Origin of the sequence: Bradyrhizobium uaiense, from assembly GCF_010811875.1 — a bacterium.
GTDB classification, from domain to species: Bacteria; Pseudomonadota; Alphaproteobacteria; order Rhizobiales; family Xanthobacteraceae; genus Bradyrhizobium; species Bradyrhizobium uaiense.
Map to the genome: position 1 here is coordinate 1 of NZ_VKHP01000211.1, position 16,554 is coordinate 16,554.

Sequence of the window (16,554 nt, forward strand, 5' to 3'; positions counted from 1 at the left end):
CCCGCCCTGTCCGGGCCGGGATGCGCGATCGCGGGCATCTGTGATGTGGCCCCGCTCCGGCTTGCCTTCCCCAGCGAGAAGCGCATGCTCGCCGGGGCCTGGCGCCGCCGCACCTCGCCGATGATCCGGGGGGGCGGCCCGGCAAGGCCGTTGTCGCTGGTGGTCGGCAGCGCCGAACTGCCGCTGCTGCGCAAGCAGACCGCCGATTTCGCCGGCCATCGCGCCCGCTACGGCTTGCCGGTGACCTATGAGGAGATCCCAGGCGCCGATCATTTCACGATCATGAACCAGATGCTGGCGCCGCAGGGCCGGATCACGACGCTGATCCGGCAGCTGTTCGAGTGGGGATGACGGCAGAACAAGTGGCTAGCGCGAGATAACTAACCCCACCCCGACGTCAGCCCGCCATCCACCGCGTAGATTACGCCCGACGTATATCCCGCGCGGTCGGAGGCCAGGAACGCCATCAGGTCGCCGATCTCGCGCCCATGCGCCGGACGGCCGAGCGGCAGGCCCTTCTGGAACTCCTTGTAGCGGTTCTCGTCGCCGAACTGGTTCTTGGCGCGGGTCTTGAGCAGCGTGACGTGGCGGTCGGTACCGACGGGGCCGGGATTGATGCCGACGACGCGGATGTTGTCGGCGAGGCTTTTTCCCCCGAGCGCGCGGGTGAACGACATCAGCGCCGCATTGCCGGCGCTGCCGCAGATGTAATTGGCGTCGAACTTCTCGCCGGCCGCGCCGATGTCGTTGACGATCACGCCGCCGCCGCGCGCTTTCATCTGGGCGTAGACCGCGCGCGTCAAATTGATATAGCCGAACACCTTGAGCTCCCAGGCGTGCCGCCAGGTCGCTTCGTCGATCTTGTCGATCGAGCCACCCGGGATGTCGCCGGCATTGTTGACCAGGATGTCGATGTCGGCGGCCTCCCTGGCGAGGCGCGCGAGATCCTCGGATTTGCGGAGATCGACGACGCTGATCGCGGCATCGATCTGGTGCGCGGAGCGCAACCGCTCGGCGAGCGCCTTGAGCTGATCGCCGTTGCGGGCGGCCAGCAGCAGATTGGCGCCTTCCTCGGCAAAGGCTTCGGCGGCGGCCGCGCCAATGCCCTTGGAGGCGCCGGTAATCAGGACACGCTTGCCGCGCAGATGCAGATCCATGGGATGTCTCGCTTGGTATGAGGAACGAATGTCGGCGAAATTGGTGAGGCAGGGTCGCGCAGCGGTCAACACTGCACTGCAGCGTTGCGCTCGCGCGAAGTTTGGTCCATTGCAGGACCATCAGAATAGGCGGCATTGCCGGCCGGGCAAATCACAAGGGTGTTCTCGATGAGCAAGAAGCAATATCGGATTGCGGTCATTCCCGGCGACGGCATCGGCAAGGAAGTGATGCCGGAGGGTATCCGCGTCATCGAGGCGGCGGCGAAGAAGCACGGCGTCGACGTCAAGTTCGACCATTTCGACTTCGCCTCCTACGATTATTACGAGAAGCACGGCGAGATGATGCCGGCCGACTGGAAGGACAAGATCGGCAAGCATGACGCGATCTATTTCGGTGCGGTCGGCTGGCCGGCCAAGATTCCGGACCACATCTCGCTGTGGGGCTCGCTGATCAAGTTCCGCCGCGAGTTCGACCAATACGTCAATCTGCGCCCGGTGCGGCTGATGCCCGGCGTGCCGTCGCCGCTGGCGGGCCGCAAGCCCGGCGACATCGATTTCTGGGTGGTGCGCGAGAACACCGAGGGTGAGTATTCCTCCGTCGGCGGCCGCATGTTCCCGGACACCGACCGCGAATTCGTCACCCAGCAGACCGTAATGACCCGCACCGGCGTCGACCGCATCCTGAAATTCGCGTTCGATCTCGCGCAGTCGCGGCCGAAGAAGCACCTGACCTCGGCGACCAAATCGAACGGCATCTCCATCACCATGCCCTATTGGGACGAGCGCGTGGAGGCGATGGCCAAGAAATATCCGGGCGTGAAGTGGGACAAGTATCACATCGATATTCTCACCGCAAACTTCGTGCTGCATCCGGACTGGTTCGACGTCGTCGTCGGCTCCAATCTGTTCGGGGATATCCTCTCCGACCTCGGCCCGGCCTGCACCGGCACCATCGGCATCGCGCCGTCAGGCAACATCAATCCGGAAGGCAATTTCCCGTCGGTGTTCGAGCCGGTCCACGGCTCCGCACCTGACATCGCAGGCCAAGGCATCGCCAACCCGATCGGCATGATCTGGTCGGGCGCGATGATGCTGGAGCATCTCGGCGAGAAGCAGGCGGCGGCCGCCATCGTCGGCGCGATCGAACGCACGCTCGGCGAACGCACGTTGCGCACGCGCGATCTCGGCGGCAATGCCGACACCACGGCGTGCGGCAAGGCCGTCGCGGAGATGGTGGATTAGACTCTTCCACCCTCTCCCCTTGTGGGAGAGGGTGGCTTCGATGCTGAAGCATCGAAGCCGGGTGAGGGGTTCTCTCCGCGGATGCAGATCCCTCATCCGTCGCGGACTACGTCCGCGCCACCTTCTCCCACAAGGGGAGAAGGGAAGAGGCCTGCGTGGGTGGGCTACGCTTCGCAAACCTACGGTCGCTGTCGTCCCTGCGAAAGCAGGGACCCATAACCACAGGGTTCGGTTATGGTAGCGCGCTGTGGCCCCAGCCTTCGTGATCACGCGAAGCGGTGGTTATGGGTCCCGGCTCGCCGCGGAGCCTGTCATCGGGCGGCGCTTTGCGCCGACCCGTTGGCTTGGCCGGGACGACAGCGGAGATTACTTCACGATCCGTCGGCAATGCTCCCATGCCGCGTGGATCAGATTCTCGCTCGCCTCGGGCGTGCGGAAGGCGGAGTGCGCCGACAGCGTCACGTTCGGGATCTTGGTCAGCGGGTGATCCTTCGGCAGTGGCTCGATGTTGTAGACGTCGAGGCCGGCGTGGCGGATGTGGCCGGAGTTGAGCGCGTCGATCATCGCCTGCTCGTCGACGATGGCGCCGCGCGCGGTGTTGATCAGCACCACGCCCTTCTTCATCTTCGCGATCTTCTCGCGCGTGATCAGGCCGCGGGTCTCGTCGTTCAGCAACAGATGGATCGAGACCACGTCGCTGTTCGCCAGCACCGTGTCGAGTTCGGTGAATTCGACGCCCGGATGGCTCTTGGGTGACCGGTTCCAGGCGATCACCTTCATGCCGCTGCCGAGCGCGATGCGGGCGACCTCGGCGGCGATGCCGCCGAAGCCGACGAGGCCGAGCGTCTTGCCGGTGAGCTGCATACCGTCCTCGCGCAGCCAGTTGCCGGCGCGCATCTCGCGGTCCATCTGCGCGATCACCCGCGCCGACGACCACATCAGCGCGATCGCGGACTCCGCAACCGCGGTGTCGCCATAGCCCTTGATCAGATGCACGGAGATGCCGAGCTCGGCGAGCTCCTCCGGGTTCATGTAGCTGCGTGCGCCGGTGCCGAGGAACACGACATGTTTCAGGCCGGCGCACGTCTTCGCAATGTCGGTCGGCAACGCGGTGTGATCGACCACCGCGATCTCGGCGCCGTCCAGCACTGCGGGATAATCCTCGGACTTGATGTCCGGGTTGCGGTTGATCCGCATCTTGGGATCGCCGGGCTTTTCCAGGCGCTCCGTGATGACAGCGAGCGATTCATTGGCGTCGACAAACACTGCGCGCACGAAAGCCTCCATCGAAGGAAGGAAAGATGATCAGGACGCGACGCCGGCGAGCGCCAGCACCGTATGCAACAGGACGTTGGCGCCGGCAGCGCAATCGGGCTGCGTGGCATCTTCCAGCTCGTTGTGGCTGATGCCGTCCTTGCACGGCACGAACACCATCGCGGCAGGGATCACCGTGTTGAGGTTGCAGGCGTCGTGGCCGGCGCCGGAGGTAATGCGGCGATGCGAGTAGCCGAGCTGCTTGGCCGCGTTCTCGACCGCGTCGACCAGCTTGGGGTCGAAATGCGTCGGCGCCTTGCGCCAGACCAGGTCAAGCTGGACCTCGACTTTCCGCCGCGCTGCGATCTCGGCAACAGCCGTGCGCAGGTCGCGATCGAGCGCATCCATGATCCCTGCATCGGCGCTGCGGCAATCCACCGTGAAGGCGATCTCGCCGGGAATGACGTTGCGCGAGGGCGCAGCGATCACCGCCTCGCCGATGGTGCCGACCGCCTTCGGGCCATGTTTTTTGGCGATGCTTTCCATCGCCAGCACGATCTCCGACAGCGTCGCCAGCGCATCGCGGCGCAGCGGCATCGGGGTCGATCCGGCGTGGCTTTCGAAGCCGATGATCTTGCCGTCGTACCACAACACGCCCTGGCCGGAATCGACCACGCCGATGGTCTTGCCTTCGGCCTCCAGGATCGGACCCTGCTCGATATGCAGTTCGACGAAGCCTGAGAACTCCTGGCGGCCGACCGGGGCATCGCCGCGATAGCCGATCGAGTCCAGCGCCTGCGCCACGGTGACGCCCTCGGCGTCCTTGCGCGACAGGATGTCGTCGGTGGTGAAATCGCCGACATAAGCGGCGGAGGCCATCATCGCCGGCGCAAAGCGCGAGCCTTCTTCATTGGTCCAGTTGCAGATGCAGATCGGCAGCTCGGTCTCGATCCCGGCATCGTTGAGCGTGCGCACCAGTTCGAGCCCGGCCAGCGTGCCGAGGATGCCGTCATATTTGCCGCCGGTCGGCTGGGTGTCGAGATGCGAGCCGACGCCGATCGGCGGCTTCGACATGTCCCGTCCCTTCCGTAACCCGAACATCGAGCCGAGCGCATCGACCTGCACCTCGAGGCCGGCGTCCTCGCACGCCTTGCGGAACCAGTCGCGCACCTGCTTGTCCTCGGCGCTCAGGGTCAGCCGCCGCACGCCACCCTTTGGCGTTGCACCGAACTTTGCGGTTTCATGGATGGTGCCCCAGAGGCGGGCGGAATCGATCTGCAGGTTGGTTGCGGCTCGGCTCATGCTGACATTCCATTTTGTATTCGGTCATTCCGGGATGGTCCGAAGGACCAGACCGCAGGTGCGCAATTGCGCACCGGGGAATCTCGAGATTCCGGGTTCGATGCTGGCGCATCGCCCCGGAATGACAGTTCATCTCCGGCAATCGTTCAATGACGCGCCGTTCTCGCGTCGTCAACCACCACGCTCGCCTGTGCGATCTGTCTGGCGAGATTGGCGACACGCTCGATGGCGACCGCATCGGGCGAGGCGAGCCAGCTCGCGGTGAAGGTGAGGGGCGGCAGCTTGAGGTCGGTGTCGAGCAATTGCAAGCGCCCGTCCGCCAGCTCGTTCTCGACGATCGCCGACGGGATCACCGCGATGCCAAGCCCTTCATTGGCCATGTGGATCACGGTTGCGAGCGAGGTCGAGGCGTGCAGCCGGATCGGCGGCAGATCAGGTGCATTGAACAATGCGCGCACGGTCTCATAGGGCTGCGTCTTGCGCGGAAAGGTGATGATCGGAAATCGCGCCAGATCCTGCCGCGCCACCGGGCCTTCGCCGAGACCGAGCGCGGGGCTTGCCAGGAAGCCGATCGGGTAATCGCACAGCACATGGTTGTGGGCGCCGGACGCCGAGACCGGTCCGAGCACGAAGGCGAGCTCGATCTCCTGCGCCAGCAGCCGTTGCGTCAGGTTGGGCGTGATGTCGACCTCGATCTCGAGCGACAGGTTCGGGTAGATTTCGTTGACGCTCTTCACCAGCCGCGGCAGCCAGGTGTGCACGATGGTCTCCGCGACACCGAGCCGCAGCGCGCCGCGCATCGCCGAGCGGTCGCCGACCTCGGCCATCATCTCCGAGCGCAGGCCGATCAGCTTCTCGGCATAGATCATCATCAGCCGCCCGCTCGGCGTCGGCGAGGCGACCCGGTGGTCGCGGTTCAGCAGCTTGACGCCCATCTCGCGCTCGAGCTGGGCAATGCGCTGGGAAATCGCCGGCTGGGTGGTGTTGAGCCGCTGGGCGGCGCCGCGAAAGCTGCCGAGCTTGACGACCCAGAGAAATGTTTCGATCGAGCGGAAGTCCGTCATTGGAAGCATTTTCCCGATCGATAAATTTAGTTTATCGATTTTGATTAGAAAGGACGATTAGACATTATATCACGCTTGGTGTTGGTTTGTCCTTGTCGAGATTATGGGCAGGAGAATCCCATGACTGTTTTTGCGGCAGTGCAGCGATCTCAGGGGGAACCGGTGCTAGGGAGCGTCGAAGCGCGCCGCGCCTGTCGTGACGGCATAGCCTCGGCCACGACCGCCGGCCTCGCCAACGGTTTCGTCCAGGGCAATCTCGCGATCCTGCCGGAGAAGCTCGCCGGCGCCTTCCACCGGTTCTGCCAGCTCAATCCGAAGCCGTGCCCGATCATTGGCATGTCCGACGTCGGCGATCCCCGCATTCCGGCGCTCGGCCTCGACCTCGACATCCGCACCGACGTGCCGCGCTACCGGGTCTGGCGCGACGGCGAGGTGGCCGACGAGCCGACCGACATCACCAAATACTGGCGCGACGATCTCGTCACCTTCGTGCTCGGCTGCTCCTACTCGTTCGAGGAGGCGCTGCTCGATGAGGGGCTGCCGATCCGTCACATCGAACGCAACCTGCGTGTGCCAATGTACCGGACCAACATCGCGTGCAGCCCGTCGGGGCCGTTCGCGGGACCCATGGTGGTGTCGATGCGCCCGTTCAAGCCGGCGGATGCGATCCGCGCGGTGCAGATTACCTCGCGCTTCCCGTCGGTGCATGGCGCGCCGGTCCATCTCGGCCATCCGCACGCGATCGGCATCAAGGATATTGCCAAGCCCGACTATGGCGATCCGGTACCGGTCGCCGATGACGAGATCCCGGTGTTCTGGGCCTGTGGCGTGACGCCGCAATCGGTGATCGCAAGTGCGAAGCTGCCGTTCGCGATCACGCATGCGCCGGGCCTGATGCTGGTGACCGACCTCAGGAACAAGCAGCTCGCTGTGCTCTGAATAGGCAATTCGTGCAATTCATTGAGGCTTTACTGCGCGCTACAAGCGTCACATCGATAAGAACAAAGCTGAAGGGGAAATTTCGATGACGATCTCTCGCCGTAACGTATTGCTGGGTGCCACTGCCGCCGCCGCACTCGGTCCGATGGCCGCGCGCGCGCAGACGAGTGAAGTGGCAATCGGCGTGATCTATCCGCTGTCCGGCTCCAGCGCCGCGATCGGCGTCGACGCGCAGCATGCCTTCAACACCGCGGCCGACATCATCAACAAGAATTACGATTTCGCGCTGCCGCTCGCCAAGGGCGAGGGCCTGTCCGGCCTCGGCGGTGCGAAAGTCAAGCTGGTGTTCGCCGACCACCAGGCCGATCCGCAGAAGGGCCGCGCCGAAACCGAGCGCCTGATCACCCAGGAGAAGGTCTGCGCCGTCGTCGGTACCTATCAGAGCGCGGTTGCCGTCACCGTCAGCCAGACCTGCGAGCGCTACGGCGTGCCGTTCATCTCGGCCGACAATTCCTCGCCGAGCCTGCATCGCCGTGGCCTGAAATACTATTTCCGCGCCTCGCCGCATGACGAGATGTTCTCGACCGCGATGTTCGACTTCTTCGATGCGATGAAGAAGAAGGGCCAGAAGATCGAGACGCTGGCGCTGTTCCACGAGGACACCATCTTCGGCACCGATTCGGCGAATACCCAGATCAAGCTCGCCGGCGAACGCGGCTACAAGATCGTCAGCGACATCAAGTACCGCGCCAACTCGCCGTCGCTGACCGCCGAGGTGCAGCAGCTCAAGGCGGCGAATGCCGACGTGCTGATGCCGTCGAGCTACACCACCGACGCGATCCTGCTGGTCAAGACCATGGCGGAGCTCGGCTACAAGCCGAAGAACATCATGGCGCAGGATGCCGGCTTCTCGGAAAAGGCGACCTACGACGCGGTCGGCGACAAGCTCGAAGGCGTGATCTCGCGCGGCAGCTTCTCGCTCGACCTGGCACAGAAGCGGCCGATGGTCGGCCTGATCAACGAGATGTACCGCGCCAAGTCCGGCAAGGACTTCAACGACTACACGTCGCGCCAGTTCATGGGCCTCATCATCATGGCCGATGCCGTCAACCGCGCCAAGTCGACCGATGGCGAAAAGATCCGTGAGGCATTGGTCGCCACCGACATGCCGGGCGATGTGACCATCATGCCGTGGCGGCGCGTCAAGTTCGACGAGATGGGGCAGAACAACTTTGCCGATCCGGTGCTGTTGCAATACAGCGCGAAGAATTTCGTGACGATCTTCCCGGAACAGGCCGCCGTTTCCGAGGCGATCTGGCCGATGAACAGCTGATCGGTCTCTCAGTTTCCCTACGTCGTCCCGGGCAAGCGAAGCGCGACCCGGGACCCATTACCACAGGCAGGCGTTTTGCGATGATTGGTTGTTATCTCTCCTCCCGATGCATTTGTGGTTATGGGTCCTGGCCTGCGCCAGGACGACGCTCGAGTGATGCGTTGACCGGGGCGCAGCGGTGACAGCCGAGACCATTATCCAGAGTTTGGCAAGCGGCCTCTTGATGGGGCTGCTCTACGGACTGATCGCCGCAGGCCTCGCATTGATCTTCGGATTGATGGACGTCGTGAATTTTGCGCACGGCGAATTCCTGATGATCGCGATGTACGTGACCTTCTTCCTGTTCGCGTTCTTCGCGATCGATCCCTTGCTCGCGGCGCCGCTGGTCGCCGCGGCGCTGTTCGTGTTCGGCGCGGTGGTCTATCTGTTGATCGTCCGCTTCGCGATGCGGGCCAAGGCCAATGCCGGCATGGTGCAGATCTTCTCGACTTTCGGCCTTGCGATCGTGATGCGCGGCCTCGCCCAGTTCTTCTTCACGCCCGACTACCGCAGCGTCACCAACTCCTGGGTCGGCGGCAAGACGGTGTCGATCGCCGGGATCTATCTGCCGGAGCCGCAGCTGATCGGCGCGATGCTCTCGATCGCAGCTTTCGTCGCGCTCTACTTCTTCATCAATCGCACCGATTTCGGCCGTGCGCTGGAGGCGACGCGCGAGGACGCCGGCGCGGTGGCCCTCGTCGGCATCGACAAGAACCGGGTGTTCGCGCTCGGCTGGGGCCTTGGTGCTGCGCTGGTCGGCCTCGCCGGCGCCATCATGGCGATCTTCTTCTACATCTACCCCGATGTCGGCGCGTCGTTTGCGCTGATCGCCTATGTCACCGTGGCGCTCGGCGGCTTCGGCAGCGTGTTCGGCGCCTTTGCCGGCGGCATCATCGTCGGCCTGGTGGAGGCCACCACCGCGCTGATCCTGCCGCCGTCGCTGAAATCGGTCGGCATCTATGCCGTCTATCTCCTGGTCGTCTTCATCCGCCCGCGTGGCCTGTTCGGATCGATGTGATGGACACCCAGTTCGCCCAACGCCGCAGGCGTGACCTGATCGTTGCAGGCTGCTTCGCAGTGATCGCCGCGCTGGTGCCGCTGTTCGTCAAGGACGTCTACGTCCAGAACATCATGGTGCTGACCTTGATGTATGCGGCGCTGTCGCAGAGCTGGAATATCCTGTCCGGCTATTGCGGACAGATCTCGCTCGGCCATGCGCTCTATTTCGGGCTAGGGGCCTACACCACCGCGCTCTTGTTCACCAAGTTCGGCGTGCTGCCGTGGTTCGGCATGCTGGCGGGCGGGGCGATCTCCGCGGTGATCGCGATGGCGCTCGGCTATCCCTGCTTCCGCCTGCGCGGGCATTACTTCGTGATCGCGACCATCGTGATCGCCGAGATTGCGCTGGTTTTGATCCAGAACTGGGACTGGGCGGGTGCGGCGCTCGGCATCGATATCCCGGTGCGCGGCGACAGCTGGCTGAAATTCCAGTTCGCACGCTCCAAGCTGCCGTACTTCTATTTCGCGCTGGCGCTGGCGTGCGTCGCCTGGCTCGTCACCTGGTGGCTGGAAGATTCCAAATGGGGCTATTGGTGGCGCGCGGTGAAGGACAATCCCGATGCCGCCGAAAGCCTCGGTGTGGTCGTGTTCAACTCCAAGATGGGCGCGGCGGCGGTCTCGGCGTTCCTGGTCGCGGTGGGCGGCAGCTTCTACGCCCAGTTCGTGTCCTATATCGATCCCGAGAGCGTGATGGGTTTCCAGTTCTCGCTGTTGATGGCGCTGCCCGCGGTGCTCGGCGGCATCGGCACGCTGTGGGGCCCGGTGCTTGGTGCGGTGATCCTGATCCCGCTCACCGAGTTGACGCGCTCCTTCATCGGCGGCTCCGGTCGCGGCGTCGACCTCATCGTCTATGGCACGCTGATCGTCGTGATCTCGCTGGCGCTGCCGCGCGGTCTGGTCAGTGTGTTCTCGTGGCGCAAGGAGGCTGCGCGATGACGGCGCTGCTTGAAACCCCGCTCTTGGAAACCCGAGGCGTCTGGCAGCGCTTCGGCGGCCTCGTCGCCAACAGCGATGTCTCGATCTCGGTCGGGCGCGGCGAGATCGTCGGCCTGATCGGCCCGAACGGCGCCGGAAAATCGACGCTGTTCAATCTGATCGCGGGCGTGCTGCCGCCGACCCAGGGCTCGATCATCTTCGACGGCGAGGACGTCACGCGGCTGCCGGCGGCCGAGCGCTGCCAGCGCGGCGTCGGGCGCACCTTCCAGGTGGTCAAGAGTTTTGAGACCATGACCGTGATCGACAACGTCATCGTCGGCGCGCTGATCCGCAACACCAAGATGCGTATCGCGCGGCAGAAGGCCTATGAGGTGCTGGAGTTCTGCGGCCTTGCCGCGCGCGCCGAAAAGCTCGCCGCCGACCTCGTCCCGTCGGAGAAGCGCCGGCTCGAAGTCGCCCGCGCACTCGCCACCGAGCCGAAGCTCCTCTTGCTCGACGAAGTCCTCACCGGCCTGACGCCGGTCGAAGCGCAGACCGGCGTCGATCTGGTGCGCAAGGTGCGCGCCACCGGCGTCACCGTGCTGATGGTCGAGCATGTGATGGAGATCGTGATGCCGCTGGTCGACCGCGCCATCGTGCTCAATCTCGGCAAGGTGTTGGTCGAGGGCAAGCCCGCGGACGTCGTCCGCAATCCAGAGGTCATTTCTGCCTATCTCGGGGATCGTCATGCTGTCGGTGCGTGAAGTCACCACCGCCTATCAGGGCCTGGTTGCGATCTCCTCGGTGTCGATCGACGTCACCAAGGGCGAGATCGTCTGCGTCGCCGGCGCCAACGGCGCGGGCAAGTCGACGCTCTTGAAATCGATCGCCGGCGCCGAACGTCCGCGCGCGGGCAGCGTCACCTTCGACGGCAAGCGGATCGACGGCCAGCCGCAACACGTCATCACGGCCGGCGGCATCGCCTTCGTGCCGGAGAACCGCCGGCTGTTTCCGCGGCTCTCGGTGCGCGACAATCTGCGTCTCGGCAGCTACCTCTATCGCAGCAAGTCCGACCGCGATGCGCCGCTCGATCTGGTCTTTAACCTGTTCCCGCGACTTGGCGAGCGGCTCGAGCAACGTGCCGAGACGTTGTCCGGCGGCGAGCAGCAGATGCTGGCGATCGGCCGCGCGCTGATGACGCGGCCGCGCCTGTTGATGCTCGACGAGCCGTCGCAGGGCATCATGCCGAAGCTCGTCGACGAGATCTTCCAGGCCGTCAAACGCATTCGCGACGCCGGCATGACGGTTCTGATCGTCGAGCAGCGCATGGCCGAGTGCCTCGAAATCGCCGATCGCGCCTACATCCTGCAAACCGGCCGCGTGCTGATGCACGGCACCGCGGCCGAGATCAGCGGCAATCCCGACGTGCGCAAGGCGTATCTGGGGCTGTAGCGGCAAGTATCTCCGCGCACGCAATCGTCATCCTGAGGTGCGAGCGGAGCGAGCCTCGAAGGATGGCCGCGGGCGAGTGTGCGGCCCATCCTTCGAGGCTCGCCCCGCGGCGCAAGCGCGCCGCCGAGCTCGCACCTCAGGATGACGTCGGTATGTGTGGCGCGCGACATATCGCGACGCTCATGCGGGCTGTGAATCCAGCGCACGCAGCCTACTTGCTCTCGTAGATCTTTTCGACCTTGGCGGCGAGGTCCGGGACGCGGCTGACGCGATAGGTCGCGTTGCTGCATGTGAGCGTCCAGGCCTCGTTGTCGGGCTTCGAGAGCTTGTCGTCCCTTTCAGCCTTGAGTGGCTTGTCGCAGGGATAGCCCTGCGCGCGCAGCTGGGTTGCCAGCATGCCCTGCAAGGTCTCTTCGGTCCGTGCGGCCGATCCCGCCAGGCCGACGACGAACGGAACTGCGAATGCCAAGCCTGTGAACCTCATCATGACTGTCTTCCGCATATCGATCCTCCGCTTGATCTAATGAGAGTGATCCGGCAGCACGAGCCCGAACGTCCTGGTCAAATCCGCCACTTGTTCGGGCGAGAGATAGCGCGGGTTCAGCCCGCGCAGCAGCAGATAGAGTTTGGCAGTCTCTTCCAGCTCCTCGGTCGCAAACACCGCCGCTTCCAGCGTGTCGCCGGAGACGACCGGGCCGTGATTGGCGAGCAGCACTGACGAATATTGGCCGGCCAGCCCCTTGATCGCGACGGCAACGGCAGGGTCGCCGGGGCGATAATAGGGCACCAGCGCGGTCTGGCCGCACTTCATCACATAATAGGCCGTCATCGCCGGCAGCGCGGCGCGCGGGTCGATCTCGGGCAGCATCGAGAGCGCGACCGAATGGGTCGAGTGCAGGTGCACCACGGCGCCGGCGCTGCTGCGCGTCTGGTAGAGCGCCGTGTGCAGCGGCACTTCCTTGGTCGGGGCATCGCCCGAGATCAGCCGGCCATTGCCGTCGAGCCGCGACATTTTCGTCGGATCGAGGAAGCCGAGTGAGGCGTTGGTCGGCGTCACCAGCCAGCCGCCGTCATCGAGTCGGACGCTGATATTGCCCGAGGAGCCCGGCGTCAGCCCGCGCTCGAACAGCGAGCGGCCGAACCGGCAGATATCCTCACGAAGCTTTGTTTCGCTCATCCGGTTTCGCTCTCGGCGTCTTCTTTGGCGCTATCCGTTTTCAGCTTTGTCTCATGCTTTGGCAGCACGGCCAAGCCGTGATAGGCAAGCAGCAACGAGCAAGATCGGCAAGGTTGAAGGCCGGTTTTCCGAAAATGCTCAAACAACTAAAAATGTTCAGGGATCGCCGCATGTCCAGTTCCGCAAAACCACACGTCGCCGTCATCGGGCTGGGCTCGATGGGATATGGCATGGCGACCTCGCTCAGGCGGGCCGGCTTCACTGTGACCGGCTGCGACGTTTCGGCCGATGCCGCCGCACGCTTCGTGGCCGACGGCGGCAAGGGCGCGAAAACGCCGGCCGAGGCCTCACGGAGCGCGGATATCGTCGTCAGCGTCGTCGTCAATGCGGCGCAGACCGAAGCCATCCTGTTCGGCAAGGGCGGCGCCGCCGAGACCCTGGCCAAGGACGCGGTTTTCATTTCCTCGGCGACCATGGATCCCGATATCGCGCGACGCCTCGCAAAACAGCTCGAGGCGACCGGCCGGCATTATCTCGACGCGCCGATTTCCGGCGGCGCACAACGCGCGGCGCAGGGCGAGCTGACGATTTTGGCTTCCGGCAGCGCGGCGGCGTTCGCGAAGGCGCGACCGGCGCTGGATGCGATGGCGGCAAAGCTCTACGAGCTCGGCGATGCGGCAGGGCAGGGCGCCGCGTTCAAGATGATCAATCAGCTGCTGGCCGGCGTGCACATCGCGGCCGCCTCGGAGGCGATCGCGTTTGCCGCCAAGCAGGGCCTCGACATCAGGAAGGTCTATGAGGTGATCACGGCCTCCGCCGGCAATTCCTGGATGTTCGAGAACCGCATGCCGCATGTACTCGACGGCGATTATGCGCCGCGCAGCGCGGTGGAGATTTTCGTCAAGGACCTCGGCATCATCCAGGACATGGCGCGCAATGCGCGCTTCCCGGTGCCGGTCTCGGCCGCAGCGTTGCAGATGTTCCTGATGACGTCGGCGGCCGGCATGGGCCGCGACGACGATGCGTCGGTGGCGCGGATGTATGCGCAGGTCACCGGCACCAAGCTTCCCGGCACGAAATAAGAGGATCCTGCAATGCCCCGCTTTGCCGCCAACCTCACCATGATGTTCAACGAGGTCCCGTTCCTCGACCGCTTCGAGGCGGCGGCGAAGGCGGGCTTCACCGCGGTCGAATTCCTGTTTCCTTACGACCATCCGGCCGCGGAGGTCGGCAAGCGGCTGAAGGGCGCCGGGCTGACGCAGGCGCTGTTCAATCTGCCCCCGGGCGACTGGAACGCCGGCGAGAAGGGATTCGCCGCGCTGCCGGATCGTTTCGCCGATTTGCAAGCGAGCCTGAAGACCGCGCTGCCCTATGTGGAGGCGACCGGCGTCAAGCGGGTGCATCTGATGGCCGGGATCGCCGACCGCCGCGATGCCAAAGCGGTCGCGGCGTTTCGCAAATCGGTCGCGCATGCCGCCGAGTTCTTCGCGCCGCATGGGCTTGACGTCGTGATCGAGCCGATCAATCCGCGCAACGTGCCCGGCTATTTCCTCAACGACTTCATCTTCGCGCGCGACGTGATCAACGAGCTCGGGATTCCGAACCTCAAGCTGCAGTTCGACATCTATCACTGCCAGATCATCCATGGCGACGTCACGATGCGGCTGCGCGAGATGATGCCTGTGATCGGCCACATCCAGATCGCCTCGATCCCCTCGCGTAACGAGCCTGACGGCGAGGAGCTGAACTATCCGTTCCTGTTCGGCGAGCTCGACCGGCTCGGCTATGGCGGCTTCGTCGGCTGCGAATACAATCCGCGCGGCGCGACCACCGACGGTCTCGCCTGGTTCAAGCCTTATGCCGGAGTGAAGCCGTGACATCAGCTGCGAAACTGTCGCTTGGCTGTATCGCCGATGACTATACCGGCGCCTCCGACCTCGCCAACACGCTGACCCGCGCCGGCCTGCGCACGGTGCAGACCATCGGCGTGCCGGCCTCCGATCTCGCGCTGCCGGAGGTCGACGCCGTCGTGGTGTCGCTGAAGAGCCGCTCGATCGAGGCCAGCTTGGCCGTGACGCGCTCGCGCGCGGCGGAGACCTGGCTGCGCGGCCGCGGCGCTTCTCACATCCTGTTCAAGATCTGCTCGACCTTCGATTCCACCGATGCCGGCAATATCGGTCCGGTGATGGACGCGCTGCGCGCGGACTCCAAAGACAGCATCGTGCTGGTGACGCCGGCGTTCCCGGAAACCGGCCGCACCGTCTATCAGGGCAATCTGTTCGTCGGCCCAGTGCCGCTGAACGAGAGTCCGCTGAAGGACCACCCGCTCAACCCGATGCATGATTCCAATCTGGTCCGCGTGCTCGCGCGCCAGAGCAAGACCAGGGTTGGCCTGGTCGATCTCGCGACACTCGCCCGCGGCGCCGATGCCGTTCGGGCGAAGCTCGCCGACCTCGTGAGTAGCGGCGTCGGCGCCGCCATCATCGACGCGGTGTTCGATCGCGATCTCGAGACCATCGGGCAGGTGGCGCTGGATCACCGTCTCTCGGTCGGTGCCTCCGGCATAGGGCTTGGATTGGCACGGGCGCTGGTCGCCGCGAGCAGGGCAAAGCCGGATGCCAGGGGCGCGACGCTCGTGACGCCGGTCGGGGGCCCGGCCGCTTGCCTCGCCGGCAGCTGCTCGCAGGCAACGCTGCGGCAGATCGCCAGCGCCGAGAAGGTGATGCCGGTCCTGCACCTCGATCCCGAGCGTGTCGTCGCCGGCAAGGACGAGGCGCAGCGCGCGCTCGCCTGGGCCAAGGAAAGGCTCGCGGCGGGTCCAATCCTGATCGCGAGCAGCTCGACCCCGGCTGAGGTGGCAGCCCTGCAATCCCGTCATGGGCGCGATGCGGCCGGACATGCCATCGAGCAGGCAATGGCCGATATCGCGGAGGGTCTGGTGCTGTCGGGCGTGCACAGGCTGGTGGTCGCCGGTGGCGAAACTTCAGGCGCCGTGGTCGATCGCCTGGGTATCCCGGGATTCCTGGTCGGTGCGGAAATCTCGGCAGGCGTGCCGGTTCTGCGCGCGGTCGGGGCCGGGAAGGGCGAGATGGTGCTTGCCCTGAAATCAGGCAATTTCGGCGGGCCGGAGTTCTTCTCGGATGCATTGGCATTGATGCCTTGATGCGGTTGTCGCGCATCATGTCACCGACGTGACAGGGCATCTCCGTAGTTCAACGGGGAGCCAAATTAACCCCACTTAAGGAGGGGGGCTGGCTTTGATATCTGTGGCGCACCGCCGCGCCCCCAGCCATTCGATCGGGCTTCGCGAGCCCGTGTCCAAGAGACCCCACGATGTTCGCCAAATTCTCGATCCGCGCCAAGATCATTGCCGCGGTTGCATTCCTGCTTGTCGCGCTGACGGGCATGGGCCTGCTCGCCGTATGGAACATGCGGGCGATCAATTCCAGCACGGTCGACATCACGACCAACTGGTTGCCGAGCGTGCGCGTGCTCGGCGAGCTGCGCGCCGGGGTCATCACCTACCGCAACGTGATCCGCGAACACATGCTCTCGGAAACGCTCGAGGAGAAGCTGGCCGCGGAAAAGACGCTCGCCAGTGTCGTCGAGATGAACACCAAG

17 protein-coding genes and 1 pseudogene are annotated in these 16,554 nt (G+C 64.7%); 12 read left to right on the forward strand and 6 right to left on the reverse strand.

The features are described 5' to 3' along the window. Positions 1 to 351: pseudogene (locus FNJ47_RS35540) on the forward strand (alpha/beta hydrolase); the annotation flags it as partial. 29 nt (positions 352 to 380) lie between these two features. On the opposite strand, the gene FNJ47_RS35545 reads toward FNJ47_RS35540, so the two are convergent. Next, a complete protein-coding gene (locus tag FNJ47_RS35545) occupies positions 381 to 1,157 on the reverse strand; it encodes an SDR family oxidoreductase (RefSeq protein WP_163160554.1) in 777 nt (258 codons plus the stop codon). 168 nt (positions 1,158 to 1,325) lie between these two features. Here FNJ47_RS35545 and FNJ47_RS35550 point away from each other — a divergent pair, with 168 nt between their 5' ends. Further along, a complete protein-coding gene (locus FNJ47_RS35550; RefSeq protein WP_163160555.1) occupies positions 1,326 to 2,399 on the forward strand; it encodes a tartrate dehydrogenase in 1,074 nt (357 codons plus the stop codon). A 366-nt stretch (positions 2,400 to 2,765) separates the two neighbouring features. Here the strand turns inward: FNJ47_RS35550 and FNJ47_RS35555 are convergent, their stop codons facing one another. From FNJ47_RS35555 to FNJ47_RS35565, 3 genes are all read right to left on the reverse strand, one after another. Then, positions 2,766 to 3,674, reverse strand: coding sequence for an NAD(P)-dependent oxidoreductase (locus tag FNJ47_RS35555; protein WP_163160556.1), 909 nt, complete (start codon positions 3,672 to 3,674; stop codon positions 2,766 to 2,768). 30 nt (positions 3,675 to 3,704) lie between these two features. Continuing rightward, the gene (locus FNJ47_RS35560; protein WP_163160557.1) at positions 3,705 to 4,955 is read right to left on the reverse strand and encodes a Zn-dependent hydrolase; all 1,251 of its coding nucleotides are present in this window, start codon (positions 4,953 to 4,955) and stop codon (positions 3,705 to 3,707) included. Positions 4,956 to 5,101: 146 nt separating this feature from the next. After that, positions 5,102 to 6,019 (reverse strand): LysR family transcriptional regulator, encoded by a 918-nt coding sequence (locus FNJ47_RS35565; protein WP_163160558.1) that lies wholly within the window; start codon positions 6,017 to 6,019, stop codon positions 5,102 to 5,104. 120 nt (positions 6,020 to 6,139) lie between these two features. Between FNJ47_RS35565 and FNJ47_RS35570 the strand changes: the two genes are divergently transcribed. The 6 genes from FNJ47_RS35570 to FNJ47_RS35595 all read left to right on the forward strand — a co-directional run bounded on the left by FNJ47_RS35570 (position 6,140) and on the right by FNJ47_RS35595 (position 11,756). After that, the gene (locus FNJ47_RS35570; protein WP_163160559.1) at positions 6,140 to 6,958 is read left to right on the forward strand and encodes a putative hydro-lyase; all 819 of its coding nucleotides are present in this window, start codon (positions 6,140 to 6,142) and stop codon (positions 6,956 to 6,958) included. A gap of 85 nt (positions 6,959 to 7,043) precedes the next feature. After that, a complete protein-coding gene (locus FNJ47_RS35575) occupies positions 7,044 to 8,291 on the forward strand; it encodes an ABC transporter substrate-binding protein (protein ID WP_163160560.1) in 1,248 nt (415 codons plus the stop codon). Between the two features lie 178 nt (positions 8,292 to 8,469). Beyond that, a complete protein-coding gene (locus tag FNJ47_RS35580) occupies positions 8,470 to 9,348 on the forward strand; it encodes a branched-chain amino acid ABC transporter permease (protein WP_076862477.1) in 879 nt (292 codons plus the stop codon). Beyond that, positions 9,348 to 10,325, forward strand: a complete 978-nt coding sequence (locus FNJ47_RS35585) for a branched-chain amino acid ABC transporter permease (RefSeq protein WP_163160561.1) — start codon at positions 9,348 to 9,350, stop codon at positions 10,323 to 10,325. The genes FNJ47_RS35580 and FNJ47_RS35585 overlap by 1 nt, the downstream gene beginning before the upstream one ends. Beyond that, positions 10,322 to 11,068: an ABC transporter ATP-binding protein gene (locus FNJ47_RS35590; protein WP_163160562.1), complete on the forward strand. Its 747-nt coding sequence runs from the start codon at positions 10,322 to 10,324 to the stop codon at positions 11,066 to 11,068. The genes FNJ47_RS35585 and FNJ47_RS35590 overlap by 4 nt, the downstream gene beginning before the upstream one ends. Next, a complete protein-coding gene (locus tag FNJ47_RS35595; RefSeq protein WP_163160563.1) occupies positions 11,052 to 11,756 on the forward strand; it encodes an ABC transporter ATP-binding protein in 705 nt (234 codons plus the stop codon). Before FNJ47_RS35590 ends, FNJ47_RS35595 begins: the two co-directional genes overlap by 17 nt. 211 nt (positions 11,757 to 11,967) lie before the next feature. Here the strand turns inward: FNJ47_RS35595 and FNJ47_RS35600 are convergent, their stop codons facing one another. Together FNJ47_RS35600 and otnC are read right to left on the reverse strand one after the other, a co-directional pair. Continuing rightward, entirely contained in the window at positions 11,968 to 12,243 is a 276-nt protein-coding gene (locus FNJ47_RS35600; RefSeq protein ID WP_163160564.1) for a hypothetical protein, read from the reverse strand. Between the two features lie 33 nt (positions 12,244 to 12,276). Beyond that, the gene (gene otnC / locus FNJ47_RS35605; protein WP_163160565.1) at positions 12,277 to 12,933 is read right to left on the reverse strand and encodes a 3-oxo-tetronate 4-phosphate decarboxylase; all 657 of its coding nucleotides are present in this window, start codon (positions 12,931 to 12,933) and stop codon (positions 12,277 to 12,279) included. A gap of 170 nt (positions 12,934 to 13,103) precedes the next feature. On the opposite strand from otnC, the gene ltnD reads away from it, so the two are divergent. The 4 genes from ltnD to FNJ47_RS35625 form a co-directional block, all read left to right on the forward strand. Then, the gene (ltnD, locus tag FNJ47_RS35610; RefSeq protein WP_163160566.1) at positions 13,104 to 14,015 is read left to right on the forward strand and encodes an L-threonate dehydrogenase; all 912 of its coding nucleotides are present in this window, start codon (positions 13,104 to 13,106) and stop codon (positions 14,013 to 14,015) included. A 12-nt stretch (positions 14,016 to 14,027) separates the two neighbouring features. Further along, positions 14,028 to 14,810: a 2-oxo-tetronate isomerase gene (gene otnI / locus FNJ47_RS35615; RefSeq protein ID WP_163160567.1), complete on the forward strand. Its 783-nt coding sequence runs from the start codon at positions 14,028 to 14,030 to the stop codon at positions 14,808 to 14,810. After that, positions 14,807 to 16,096: a 3-oxo-tetronate kinase gene (otnK, locus tag FNJ47_RS35620; protein ID WP_163160568.1), complete on the forward strand. Its 1,290-nt coding sequence runs from the start codon at positions 14,807 to 14,809 to the stop codon at positions 16,094 to 16,096. Before otnI ends, otnK begins: the two co-directional genes overlap by 4 nt. Positions 16,097 to 16,266: 170 nt before the next feature. Then, a partial coding sequence (locus tag FNJ47_RS35625) for an MCP four helix bundle domain-containing protein (RefSeq protein WP_175068463.1) occupies positions 16,267 to 16,554 on the forward strand: 288 nt, incomplete at its 3' end.

Coding starts and splice junctions, on each gene's coding strand:
- FNJ47_RS35545 (WP_163160554.1), bottom strand. CDS start 1,157: ATGGATCTGCATCTGCGCGGCAAGCGTGTCCTGATTACCGGCGCCTCC.
- FNJ47_RS35550 (WP_163160555.1), top strand. CDS start 1,326: ATGAGCAAGAAGCAATATCGGATTGCGGTCATTCCCGGCGACGGCATC.
- FNJ47_RS35560 (WP_163160557.1), bottom strand. CDS start 4,955: ATGAGCCGAGCCGCAACCAACCTGCAGATCGATTCCGCCCGCCTCTGG.
- FNJ47_RS35565 (WP_163160558.1), bottom strand. CDS start 6,019: ATGACGGACTTCCGCTCGATCGAAACATTTCTCTGGGTCGTCAAGCTC.
- FNJ47_RS35570 (WP_163160559.1), top strand. CDS start 6,140: ATGACTGTTTTTGCGGCAGTGCAGCGATCTCAGGGGGAACCGGTGCTA.
- FNJ47_RS35575 (WP_163160560.1), top strand. CDS start 7,044: ATGACGATCTCTCGCCGTAACGTATTGCTGGGTGCCACTGCCGCCGCC.
- FNJ47_RS35585 (WP_163160561.1), top strand. CDS start 9,348: ATGGACACCCAGTTCGCCCAACGCCGCAGGCGTGACCTGATCGTTGCA.
- FNJ47_RS35590 (WP_163160562.1), top strand. CDS start 10,322: ATGACGGCGCTGCTTGAAACCCCGCTCTTGGAAACCCGAGGCGTCTGG.
- FNJ47_RS35595 (WP_163160563.1), top strand. CDS start 11,052: ATGCTGTCGGTGCGTGAAGTCACCACCGCCTATCAGGGCCTGGTTGCG.
- FNJ47_RS35600 (WP_163160564.1), bottom strand. CDS start 12,243: ATGATGAGGTTCACAGGCTTGGCATTCGCAGTTCCGTTCGTCGTCGGC.
- otnC (WP_163160565.1), bottom strand. CDS start 12,933: ATGAGCGAAACAAAGCTTCGTGAGGATATCTGCCGGTTCGGCCGCTCG.
- ltnD (WP_163160566.1), top strand. CDS start 13,104: ATGTCCAGTTCCGCAAAACCACACGTCGCCGTCATCGGGCTGGGCTCG.
- otnI (WP_163160567.1), top strand. CDS start 14,028: ATGCCCCGCTTTGCCGCCAACCTCACCATGATGTTCAACGAGGTCCCG.